This is a genomic window from Larkinella rosea (assembly GCF_003858635.1).
Taxonomy (GTDB): Bacteria; Bacteroidota; Bacteroidia; order Cytophagales; family Spirosomataceae; genus Larkinella; species Larkinella rosea.
Genome location: NZ_RQJO01000011.1, coordinates 104,186 through 116,323, shown reverse-complemented (window position 1 = coordinate 116,323; position 12,138 = coordinate 104,186). Strand labels below are relative to the sequence as shown.

The 12,138-nt window shown below is 51.7% G+C and carries 9 protein-coding genes; 2 read left to right on the top strand and 7 right to left on the bottom strand.

What is annotated here, in order from left to right; translation table 11 throughout:
* Positions 1-6: 6 nt before the first annotated feature.
* Together EHT25_RS24555 and EHT25_RS24550 are read right to left on the bottom strand one after the other, a co-directional pair.
* Positions 7-861, bottom strand: coding sequence for a hypothetical protein (locus tag EHT25_RS24555; RefSeq protein WP_124877836.1), 855 nt, complete (start codon positions 859-861; stop codon positions 7-9).
* 220 nt (positions 862-1,081) lie between these two features.
* Positions 1,082-1,906, bottom strand: coding sequence for an NYN domain-containing protein (locus EHT25_RS24550; protein WP_124877835.1), 825 nt, complete (start codon positions 1,904-1,906; stop codon positions 1,082-1,084).
* A 226-nt stretch (positions 1,907-2,132) separates the two neighbouring features.
* Here EHT25_RS24550 and EHT25_RS24545 point away from each other — a divergent pair, with 226 nt between their 5' ends.
* A complete protein-coding gene (locus tag EHT25_RS24545) occupies positions 2,133-3,041 on the top strand; it encodes a sugar phosphate isomerase/epimerase family protein (protein WP_124877834.1) in 909 nt (302 codons plus the stop codon).
* A 6-nt stretch (positions 3,042-3,047) separates the two neighbouring features.
* Here the strand turns inward: EHT25_RS24545 and EHT25_RS24540 are convergent, their stop codons facing one another.
* Together EHT25_RS24540 and EHT25_RS24535 are read right to left on the bottom strand one after the other, a co-directional pair.
* Complete coding sequence (locus tag EHT25_RS24540) at positions 3,048-3,731, bottom strand: response regulator transcription factor (RefSeq protein ID WP_124877833.1); 684 nt, start codon at positions 3,729-3,731, stop codon at positions 3,048-3,050.
* Positions 3,732-3,755: 24 nt separating this feature from the next.
* Positions 3,756-4,997: a sensor histidine kinase gene (locus EHT25_RS24535; protein ID WP_124877832.1), complete on the bottom strand. Its 1,242-nt coding sequence runs from the start codon at positions 4,995-4,997 to the stop codon at positions 3,756-3,758.
* Between the two features lie 175 nt (positions 4,998-5,172).
* Here EHT25_RS24535 and EHT25_RS24530 point away from each other — a divergent pair, with 175 nt between their 5' ends.
* Entirely contained in the window at positions 5,173-5,553 is a 381-nt protein-coding gene (locus EHT25_RS24530) for a DUF1573 domain-containing protein (protein ID WP_124877831.1), read from the top strand.
* A 97-nt stretch (positions 5,554-5,650) separates the two neighbouring features.
* Here the strand turns inward: EHT25_RS24530 and lepB are convergent, their stop codons facing one another.
* The 3 genes from lepB to EHT25_RS24515 form a co-directional block, all read right to left on the bottom strand.
* On the bottom strand, positions 5,651-6,820 hold the full coding sequence (gene lepB / locus EHT25_RS24525; RefSeq protein WP_124877830.1) for a signal peptidase I: 1,170 nt from the start codon (positions 6,818-6,820) through the stop codon (positions 5,651-5,653).
* Positions 6,821-7,007: 187 nt separating this feature from the next.
* Positions 7,008-9,416: an ABC transporter permease gene (locus EHT25_RS24520; protein ID WP_124877829.1), complete on the bottom strand. Its 2,409-nt coding sequence runs from the start codon at positions 9,414-9,416 to the stop codon at positions 7,008-7,010.
* A 260-nt stretch (positions 9,417-9,676) separates the two neighbouring features.
* The gene (locus EHT25_RS24515) at positions 9,677-12,097 is read right to left on the bottom strand and encodes an ABC transporter permease (RefSeq protein ID WP_124877828.1); all 2,421 of its coding nucleotides are present in this window, start codon (positions 12,095-12,097) and stop codon (positions 9,677-9,679) included.
* Positions 12,098-12,138 lie beyond the last annotated feature (41 nt).

The window sequence follows — 12,138 nt, the reverse complement described above, 5'->3', positions numbered from 1 at the left end:
AATAATTTATTCGTAATGGTAATAAACCGTGCTGGCCGGATACGTTCGGGTCGTGGTTACCTGCCGGGTTCGTTGGGTCGGATAACCCTCTGCATTGTATTGATACGTCAGCATTTCAGTGGACAAAACGGCCTGTGTAACCGCATTTCTGGTCGTAATTTTACCCGGATTATTGACCTGTATTGATTCCTGAGGGACAAATGGATAACTAGCGACGGGATTGTTTGGATTCTTTTTGTCGTCGTAGTCTTCGTAATAACTAGTCTGTGTGGCTTTGAAAGCCGAATCGCCGGGTCGACGGCTAAACCCTTCAATTGATTGTACATTTCCACGATTGTCATACGTATACCGATATTTGATAAATGATGAATTTTCAAACGTATCGTTGTCGGTATTGTGAATCTGATCGAGCAGTTCGACCAGCCGGCCATCGGCATTGAAAAGGTAAAAATGCGTAACGACAAGGCGGTTTTTATGATCGTACTCTTCGGTTTTATCAAACAGCTTTCCTTCGTAATAAAACTTCACCCGGAAGTTTCCATTGGTCGTAATTTGTTTCAGACGCTGCTGGGTATCGTATTCCAGATCAGACTTTGTATTTGACGTCGTCACCAAACTATCGGTATAAACCCAATCCGTTTGTAAAGTAATTAGCTTTCCCTCAGCGTTATACGTATACTGCTGTACATTCTGCTCACCCGCTGTTATTTTTTGCAACCGCAGCGATTTGGGTTGCGAATCGGGTCCCGGTTCCACCGAAACCGTCGATTTTGGCGTACAGGAGAATTGAAGAAATACCAAACCAACAAAAACCGGCAGGTAGAGCCACGGTCGGCGTTTTCGAAATTCAGGTTGTTTCATGGCCGTTGATTACCTTGTTCAGCGGGCAGCCAGCCAAAGCGGAAATCGCCTGGATCGGGTACCCGACAAAACAAAGCTAGCGGCCGAGACGCGGATGTCCGTGCAACCAGGTAATCAACCCGCAATTGATCGGGCTGAAGTCTCGAAAAAGAGGTCTGAATTGTGAGTGCTCGTTACCGGTTTTCAACCCATAAAATCGCCGTTTTACACGAAAACCGGTTTATTTCACCCGAACATACACCAGTTTGAAGTTTCCCTTGCCGGTTTCCCGTTCATCGATTTCAAACTGCTCGATGTTTTTCAGGAGCGGAACCAGCTTCTTGAAACCGTAATTCCGGGGGTCGAAATCGGCCTGTTTTTTAGGCAACAAATTGCCAAGCTCGCCCAGAAAGGCCCAGCCCGATTCGTCGGCCAGGTCATTGATGCTGTCGGCGATCATCTTGATGACTTCTTTGTTTACCTTACCAATCGCTTCGGTTTCCACAACGGCAATCGGTTCCGGTTCTTTTACCGGTTTGACCAGTATTTCGACCGGTTTTGCCGCTGCTTTTTTCCGCGACCGGTTTTTCATCATCACCGGTTCGAGCACCGGGACGGCCTCGTTTTTCTTCAGAATTTCCAGGTAAATAAACTTATTACAGGCTGATATAAAAGGAGTTGGCGTTTTCTTCTCACCAATTCCAAACACCTTCATCCCGGCTTCGCGCAGGCGCGTGGCTAGCCGCGTAAAATCACTGTCGCTCGAAACGATACAAAAACCGTCGACCCGGCCCGTGTACAGAATGTCCATCGCGTCGATGATCATGGCCGAATCCGTCGCGTTCTTGCCCGTCGTGTAACTGTACTGCTGAATGGGCGTGATGGCATTTTCGAGCAACACGGTTTTCCAGCCCGCAACCGTCGGTTTGGTCCAGTCGGCATAAATCCGCTTAAAGGTCGGCGTTCCGTATTTGGCAATTTCTTCCAGCATGCCCCGCACGTTGGCATACGGCACATTATCGGCATCGATCAATACCGCAAGTCTCAGGTCAACAACGGTTTCCATGGGGTTTTTCGGATTAAAGCGCAATACGGCGTAAGTAGCATCCGGCAACTTTACCGAAAATTACGCAGAACTCAACCTTCGCCCGAAATCTTCTCCGCGACTGACCGGGCTTTTAAGCCTAAATCTTTGTTGAAATCGCCCACGAGCAGTCCTGGCGATCCGGATTTATACTACCTTTAGTGCTTCGACCTTTCTTCACTCAATCCGATAATTGGCCCGCATTGCCATGAATTCAATCGAAAACCCTACCTCGCGAAGAACCTTTTTTAAACACAGCGCCGGCGTTCTGGCCGGAATCACGGGCGCAACGGCCCTGGCTCAGGCCGGAACGATCGACAAATCCAGCGCCGGATTAACGCTGCCGCTGGGCGTTTGTGCCGCGTACGAAAAGGCAGAAATGTTAAAAAAACTGGGTTTTTCATTCATTGAGGAAAGCGTCGGCCGGTTTCTGATTCCCGAAGCGGGCGACGAACAATACGAAAAAAACCGCCTGGCGTTGAAAAAAGAAGGCCTGCCGGTTCGTTCCTACATCTACTTTTTTCCCGGCACGCTGAAATCAGTAGGCCCGACGATCCACCACGAAGCCATTTTGCAGCGGGCCGACCTCGCGCTCAAACGGGCGAAGGAGTGCGGTTCTAAAAATATCGTCTTTGGCAGCGGTGGTTCACGCGCCATTCCCGACGGCTTCGACCGGGCCACGGCCAAAGCGCAGCATATTGCGTTGTGTCAGAAGATGGCTCCGCTGGCCGAAAAACACGGCGTTACGCTGGCCGTGGAACCGCTCAACCGGAGCGAAACCAATTTTATCAATAGCCTGGCCGAAGGGGTGGAAATCATTCAGGCAGTCAACAATCCGTGGTTTAAGCTGCAATGCGACATTTACCACATGCTGAAAGACGACGAAAAACCGGAGGAAATCATCAAATACAAGGAATTCATTACGCACTGCCACATTGCGGAAAAACAAACCCGCAGTGCGCCGGGTATAAAAGGCGATGATTTCCGGCCGTATTTCCGTGCGTTGAAACAGATTAATTACCAGGGCGGTTTATCGCTGGAGTGCGTCTGGAATGATTTTGACAGCGAAGTTGCGCGGGGAATCACGGCGGTGAAACAACAATTGGCGGAAGTTTAAAAACCGTTACAGCAGCAGCCGGAAGCCGATTCCGTGCAGATTTTCGATTTTGATCGACGCATCCTGACTCAGTCGTTTACGGAGCCGGGAAATGAAAACGTCAAGACTGCGGCCCATGAAATAATCGTTGGAACCCCAGATGGTTTTTAAGATTTCGTCGCGCCGGATCAGGAGGTTCGGCCGCGCGATCAGGTAGTTCAGCACTTCGGCTTCGCGGTGGGTGAGCGTCTGAAAATGACCTTCTTTTTGCAAAGTAAGATTCTGAAAATTAAATTGATACGAACCGATCCACTGGATGGCTGATTCCGAAATGGGCGTTGTGGTTTTACTCCGTCGCAGAAAAACCGCCATTTTCAACAGCAATTCTTCGATGCTGAACGGTTTCGTCAGATAGTCGTCGGCCCCAAGCCGCAGCCCGTTCAGGCGGTTTTCTTTGTCGGCTAAGGCGCTCAGAAACAGAATCGGAATGTCGGGATCGACCTGCCGGATTTGCCGGGCCAGCGTGAAACCGTCGGTTTGGGGCAGCATGACATCCAGAATGCACAAATCGAACGGGTGGTCCCCAAATAGAGTCCAGGCATCGGCGCCGTTGGTGCAATGAATAACCTGAAAGTGAGCAAGTTCCAGATTATCCTTCGTCACAAAACTCAGGTTGACATCATCCTCGACGTATAAAATACAGCCTTTCATAGCGGTTTCAGGGCGTCAGCCGAATCAGGTTCGGAGCTTCACAGTAAAAATACTGCCAACGCCCGGTTCGCTGTGCAGTTGAATGCGCCAGCGGTGGGCTTTGATCACTTTCCGAACGTAGTACAATCCCAGACCGAATCCTTTGACGTTGTGGACGTTGCCGGTCGGCACGCGGTAGAACTGGCTGAAAACCACGTCGAGGTGTTCTTTCGCAATCCCAATACCGTTGTCCTGCACCGACCAGATCAGCGTATTGCCTTCGTTGCGGGTCTGAATCAGAATGTGGGGCGTCGTCCGGGTGTATTTGATTGCGTTGTCAATCAGGTTGTTGATGCTGTTTTCGAGGTGGTAGCGATCGGCCCGGATGAGCGGTTTTTCGGCCCGGAGTTCCAGCGAAACGTGCGGCTGAAAATTGGCCGCGGCTTCGGTCAGCAACTGGTGCAAATCGACATCCGTGTAATTCAGGCAAAACCGCATCTGCTCCGAACGCGACAGTTGCAGCACACTGCTGATCTGCTTTTGCAGCCGCTGGCTTTCCTCGTCCACCACCTTGACGTATTGCCGATGGCGTTCGGGCTGGTCGCGAATGGCGTCGGAATTCAGCACGCCGGCGGCAATACGAAGCGTAGCCACCGGCGTTTGCAGTTCGTGGGTGATGTTGTTGATAAAATCCCGCTGCACCTCCGTCAGCCGCCGTTGTCGCAGCACCACAATCAGCGTATAGCCGAAAAACAGGACCACCAGCAAAACCGCTGCCGACGACAAAATCCAGCCGTCGAGGTGTCCGGCAATGAACCCCGCCTGACTCGGAAACCGGATGCCGAAATAGTACGGATTGCCCGCGAGCTTCGGCAGATTCGGACTGGTGCGGACCGGTTTTCGGACGGAGTTGGTACCGACAAAGGCGCCGTGCAGCATCCGGTCGCTTTCGCAGTTGTAAATACCGTATTCAAAATCGGTGATCAGGTTGTGCTCACGCAGGGACGTCTGGATGTACTGTTCGAGCACCACTGGCTCGATGGGCGAATCGGTGTTGACGATGAAATAATCGGGCGATAGTTGCGAAACCGCATCACAGCTTTGCGGAATCCGGTTCAGTTGCCCCACGCGATCGGCCACGTCCTGCAGGGCAATAAACGCCGTTTGCCGGAATTGCCGCTCCCGTAGGGCGTACGCTTTTCGAACCCACACGATCTGGACGGTGACGATTCCGATGATCGAAATAACCGACAGGATGACCAAATTACGAATGACGCGCCGGGACACAGGTGTTCAATTTTGACAGGATAAAACCGTACGTCAAAAATCGGCTCTTTCCGCTTAAAAACCAATCCATTAACAACTCATTAACAAGCATTGACGACCCGTTAACAGCCTGGTGTTTTGGCGGAATCTACCTTTGTGAAGTTCTTTTATCAATCCCGTTAACACACAAAACACCATGAAACGAATCCTGACGATTACCTCCTTTCTGTGGCTGCTTGCGGCTGGCGCCCTGATTGCTCATTCGCTGCTCGCGGTTTTTAGCTGGGAAGAAACCGACCATGATTTCGGCAAAATCCAGCAGGGAAAACCCGTTGTAGCCGAATTTTCTTTTTCCAACAAAGGTGGCGTTCCGCTGGTGATCAGCAACGCGAAGGGTTCGTGCGGCTGCACGGGCGTCGATTACCCGAAGGAAGCCATCATGCCCGGCAAAACCGGTAAGATCAAAGCCACCTTCAATGCCGCTGCGATCGGTTCGTTTAACAAAACCGTTACCGTCGAATCCAATGCGGAAGGCGGCACAAAAGTATTGACGATCAAAGGGGAAGTCGTGCGCTGATTTGAGTACTGGAACAACAAATACGAACGGTGAAAACCGGGTTAGTAAAACGAATCGGTCGTTTTACTAACCCGGTTTTTTGTTTACCAAATCGACCTTACTCAATCACCCGAAACAGCCGATTCCAGCGGATTTTGGCCCAAACCGTCGCCGGGTCGGGGTCGATCGACATCCAGACAAAAACCGCCTTGCCAACAATGTGGTTTTCCGGCACAAAACCCCAGTAGCGGGAATCGTCGGAGTTGTGGCGGTTGTCGCCCATCATGAAGTAATAATCCTGCTTGAAGGTATATGACGTAATCGGCTGTCCGTCGATTTTGACGCTCGTCGGCGTAACTTCAACCTTTTTATTGGCCTCGTGGCGGCTGATCAGTGTGCCATAAACCGCAATGGTCTGCGGGTTGATCGGTACGGTCTGGCCTTTTTTCGGCACCATCAGCGGACCAAAATTGTCGCGGTTCCAGGCGTAGGCCGAGCCGCCGTAAATGCCCTGCGCGAGTTGTCCGGCCGGTTCGGTCATCCGTTCGATGCCTTTGACCCACTCCAGTTCCTTGAATTTAGCGATGACATCCGGCGTGGTTGTCACGCTGTAACCCACCAGTTCCGAAGCTTTTTTCGCTTCGTTGTATTCTTCGATGGGCTGCCAGTTGATGAACGGCCCTTCGGCGGATTTGTAGTCGTTGATGATGTTGTATTTCCGGAAAAACCGCTCGTTCAGCATTTCGGTCGTTTTGACGAAATAATTGGTTTCGGCCCGCACCGGCGTCGGAAATACCCTGCCGTTGATATAAACCTGCTCCTGCCGGATCTCAATTTTATCACCCGGAATACCGATGCAGCGTTTGATGAGGTTGGTTCGCAAATCCATCGGGTAATCGGGTTCGCCGGGTTTCGGGGGCGGAAAATTGAAGACGACGACGTCGCCGTTTTTCACCGTCGTAAAACCGGGCAGTCGAAACGACGGCAATTGAATGAGGTCGCTGTAGGACGGAATTTCGGTTCCCCAAATCTTCTGGTGCGTCAGTGGAACCTGCAGGGGTGTCTGGGGTGTTCGCGAACCGTAGTGCAATTTACTGACAAACAGGAAATCGCCCACGAGCAGGCTGTTTTCCATCGACGGCGTCGGAATGGCGTAGGCTTCAAAGGTCAGAAACCGGATCAGGGTTGCGGCAATCACCGCAAACAGAATGGAATCGAACCATTCCCGCAGGAAGGATTTTTTGGGTTTGGCCGGTTTTTGAACCGAGCCAAAGGAGATTTTGGGCATACGAAGCAGAATTTACGAATTAAGCTACGCAAAATACCGTTTCGTTGAGCCAAAGGGAATCAATTTTACAGGAGTGGTCTTGAACTGGGATTGCGCGGATTAAAGGATTAACTAGGATTGGCTGCCGCAATCTTTTAATCTTTTATATCCTAGTTAATCCTTTAATCCGCGCAATCCCAGTTCAAGACTACTCCGTTTTCAAACTTTTCACCGGATTCATCAACGCGGCTTTGATGCTCTGGAACGAAACCGTTGCGAAGGCAATGGCCAGCGCGGTAACCGCCGTCAGGACGAATACCCAGGGGCTGATGCTGGTGCGGTACACGAAGCCTTCCAGCCATTGATTCATGGCCCACCAGGCTACCGGCGACGCCAGCACGAGAGCGATCAGGACCAGCTTCAGTAGATCTTTGGAAAGCAACGTCACCAGACCGGGCGTCGATGCGCCCAGCACCTTGCGGATGCCGATTTCCTTGGTGCGCTGTTCGGCCATGAACATCGACAGTCCGAACAACCCGAGGCAGGAAATCAGAATGGCAATACCGGCAAAAATACCAAACAGTTTCTGTTGCGTTTGCTCGGTGGTGTAAAGCCGCCCAAACCGCTGATCCAGAAACTCATACGAGAAAGGCCGGTTTGAAAACCGCCGTTTCCATACGGATTCGATGTGGGCCAGCGCGGTCTGCAAACCGGCCCCGCCCGCCACCTGCACCGAAATCCAGCTATTCCGTTCGGGCTGCATAAACATCGCAATGGGTGGAATGGACTGCTTCAGGGATTCAAAATGAAAATCTTTGGTGACGCCCACAATCTGCCCGCGCCGTTGCCCGTAGCCAAACGCTTTCCCGATGGCCTGCTCCGGATTTTTCCAGCCCAGCATGCGGACCGCGGTTTCGTTCAGAATAAAGGCAGCCGTATCGTCCGTGGCATAGGCGCGGGAGAAGTTGCGCCCGGCGGCCATTTTCATCGAATAGGCCGGAATAAAGTCGTGGTCGATCGATAAGGATTTCAGGATCACTTTGGTCGGTGCCATGCTGTCGCCTTTGGCCACGTACGCATCCCAGGAATCCAGCAACCGCCCTGACGGAATCCGCGATGATTCGCCCACTTCCAGCACGGCGCTGTTGCTCTTTAGTTCCTGTTTCAGCGCTTCGGAATTGACCGTCGAATCGTCCACCGTCCGCAGCAAAATGATCTGATCTTTCTGGTAACCGAGTTTGTAATTTCGGATGAAATCCATCTGGTTGTAGACCACAATCGTACTGATAATGAGCGCTACTGCAATGGCAAACTGGGTGATTACCAGCGCCTGCCGCAATCGCCCCGTCCGCATGGCCGACGCGATTTTCCCCTTCAGCACACTGATGGGTTGAAACGAGGTCAAGAAAAAAGCCGGATAGCTCCCCGATACCAGGCCGGTCAATAGCGTAATACCGGCCACGATTCCCAGGAAAACCGGGTGTTTCAATTGATCCAGCGTCAGTTGTTTCTGGGTGAAATCATTCAGGAAAGGCAAACACAAAACCACCAGCACCAACGCCAGACTCAATGCAAAAACCACCAGCAGGATGGATTCGCTCAGGAACTGACTCACCAATTGCCCCCGGTGCGCCCCCACGACCTTCCGCATGCCAACCTCTTTCGCCCGACCCGCCGAACGGGCCGTCGCGAGGTTCATGTAATTGATGCAGGCAATCAGCAGAATAAATAAGCCAATCGCCGAGAACATGTAGACGTAACGAATATCACCATCGGCTTCGAGGGCATCGTCCGTGTCGGAGCGCAGGTGAACATCGGTCAGTTTTTGCAGATTCAGCACGGAATAGGTCGATGCCTTGGGCTCGATCCGGCGGTTTTGAAACGCCGGAAACGCCTTGACCAATTTGTCGGGATCGGTGCCGGGTGCCAGCAACACATACGTTAGAAACGAGTTGTTGCTCCAATTTGTCCGCAGTCCTTCGGCCCCGTAAACCCGGTTGTCGTTCAGGGTCGTGAACGATACCAGGAAATCCGGATGAATGTGCGACTGGGCGGGCAGCGGTTCAAAAACGCCCGTTACCATCAACTCGAACTGGTTATTGCTCCGCAGGCTTTTTCCCATCGGCGACTCCTTCCCGAAGTATTTTTCCGCCATCGGCCGCGACAGCATGATGGAAAACGGTTGGGCTAGTGCCTTGGCCGGGTCGCCATTGATCACCTTGAAATCCAGGACTTTAAAAATAGCTTCTTCGGCAAACAGCACCCGGTTTTCGTTGTATGTGTGTTCGCCGTATCGCAGAAGGGAGTTGGTCCCGAGGGTTCGGACCACCTCTTCGGCCTGCGGAAAATCCTGTTTGATCAAGGGTCCGAACGGGGGCGCCACCGTGCCTAATTTCAGCTCGACGGTGCCGTCGTTGGAATTGAGAAAGGTGCGCAAAACGCGGTAGGTTCGGTCGGCTTTGGCATTGTACCGATCGAAACTGATTTCGTCGCGTACGTACAGCGCGATCAGCAGGAAGCAGGCTAACCCGATGGCTACCCCAACAATGTTGATGAAGCCGAATGTTTTGTGTTTCAGTAAATTGCGGAAGGCAATTTTCAGGTAGTTTCTCAGCATAAAGTTCGTCGTTCACTGTCCGTACAAGGCACGGTTTTCAATGCTCAAACTATATACCATAAATAACAAACCACTATCTGTCAGACAATTACACGTAGCTGACCCGTTCATTTGTCCGTTAGCGGACGGTTTGTCGTTCGCTGGCGGACAGAAGTTATTACACAGGGTTAATCAGAGGAAATCAGGGTTGATCAGAGAAAAATAAAACCCTGATTAACCCTGATTTCCTCTGATTAACCCTGTGTAACAACTTACCCCCCTCACTCCCTCCTCAAACTCTCTACCGGATTCAGCAGGGCGGTTTTGGCGGATTGGAGCGAAACCGTCAGCAGGGTGATTCCAATGGCCAGCAAACCGGCTCCGGCAAACATCCACCACTGAATTTCAACGCGATAGACAAAGTTTTGCAGCCAGCGACCCATCACCCAGGCGGCAACGGGCGAAGCCAGGGCGATGGCCGCCAATACCGGTTTCAGAAAATCTTTCGACAAGAGAGCTACAATGTCTAAAACCGTCGCACCCAGCACTTTCCGAACGCCAATTTCCCGGGTGCGTTGTCCGGTTGCCAGTTTCGCCAGTCCAACTACGCCCAGGCCACAAATCAACAGCGCCAGAACCGTGGCGTAGCTCACAATCTGCTGCCATTTTTGTTCCTGCTGGTAGCCTTTGGCATTCACTTCGTCCAGAAAAGCGTAATCCATTTCAATCGACGGATAAGCTTTTTGGAATGCGTTCGCCAAAGCAGCGATGGCTTCTTTTCGCCGGTTTTTATCAACTTTCACCAGCATTCCACTGGCCTGGTCTTCGCGCATGAACAGCGCCATCGGCTGAATCCGCTCCCGCAACGAACCGGAATGAAAATCCCTGATCACACCAACGATGGTCAGCGGTTTCTGGCTATAATTCTCGTGCAGGCGAATCGTTTTCCCAATCGGTTTCTCCAGACCGGCAGCCTTTACAAACGTCTCATTGACAATAACCGCATCCGATTTATCAGACCGGAAAGCCGCCGACAGATTGCGCCCGGCTTTCAGGCGGATGCCCAATACCGGCAGGTAATTCTCGTCAATATACTGGTAGTAGCTCTCGATTTTTCGATCGGATACGTGGGTCTCGTGCGTTCCGCCCAGATCACTGGTAAATGAAATCTGCCGGATCGACGGTTCGTTGGCCAGCTCGCTCCTTAGAAATGCCTGATCGGTTTTCAGGTCTTTGCTGGACGGAACGTAGGCACGGATCACCTGATACGGATTATACCCCAAATCTTTCGTCCGTACGTAATTCATCTGGTAGTAAAAAACCGTGGTCGCAATCACCAGAAAAACCGATAGTGCGAACTGAATCATCACCAGCGTTTGCCCAAATCCGTTGCGTCCCGAAAGCCGCGGCTTGTTGTATAAAACTTCTGTTGGTTTGAAATTAGAGAGAACGAGAGCGGGATACAACCCGGCCACCAGCACATTGACTACCAACAAAATAACAACATAAAGCAGCAATTGCCCGTCCAGAATTTCGCGGAATACCATTGCTTTGGTGGCCAATCGGTTAAAAACCGGCAGGGCCAGGTGCGCCAGCAAAATCGCCAGACCGAAAGCCATCAAACAGAGAATAGCGGACTCGCCCAGAAATTGCATCAAAATCAGTGAGCGACTACTCCCGGTTATTTTCCGGACGCCAATTTCTTTCGTCCGTTTCAACGAGCTGGCCAGGCTGATGTTGATAAAATTAATGGATGCCATCAGCAGAATAAACGCCGAAATGCCCAGAAACAGGTACGAAAAAACCGGGTTACTGCCGTTGGTAATACCACCTTCCCGATTGCCTTCGTGGTGGTAGAGAGGCTGTAAATGAAGGTCGGTCATCGGCTGTAAACCGTAGTTAATCGCGGGGTCAAAGCCGTAATTTTTCCGGTTTTCGGCCACCTGCTGCCGGGCGTGAACGGCATATACCTTGCTAAATTTCCGAACAACGGTAGTTGGATCAGATTTGGGGTGTAGCACGACAAACGTGCTCAGGTACGAATTCAGCCAGTTCGTATCATCGAACGAAACCTGCATAAACCGGAACGGAAACAGGAGATCGAACTGAAGGGATGAGTTTTTGGGCGGGTCCTGCACCACGGCGGTGATGATGGAAGCGCCCACCCGACGGCCCGACGGTCCGTCTTCCAGCAACGTTTTCCCGATCACATCCAAGCTGTTGAACAGTTTTCGCGCCGTTCGTTCGGTGATGACAACGGTACCTGCGCCCCGCAAAGCGGTTTTGGGATTGCCGCTTAACAGCCTGAAAGAAAACACGTTAAAAAATGTAGAATCGACAAAATACGGTTGCAGAATGAATGCTTTGTTGTTCACCACAAACATGCCCCGAATGTCACCCCCCATTACCCGCACGTAATCCTGCACTTCCGGCACCTGCGCCTTAAACGTTGGCCCCTGCACCTGCCCCGTGCCGCCGTTGGTCTCCGCCTGACCACCCTTCGTTTCGGTTAGAGTGGTCGTAATCCGGTAGAGGTGCGGGTTTCGTTCGTGAAACCGGTCGAAGCTCTGTTCGTCTTTGATGTAAAGAATCGCCAGCAGCACGCAGGTGATCCCGACGGATAGCCCGACAACGTTGATGACCGAATACAGGCGGTTTTGCCACAAATGGCGGAAGGCGATTTTGAGGCAATTCTGAAGCATCTACGTACCTACGGACTTTAGTCCGTGTTTAGTCCTTGAAT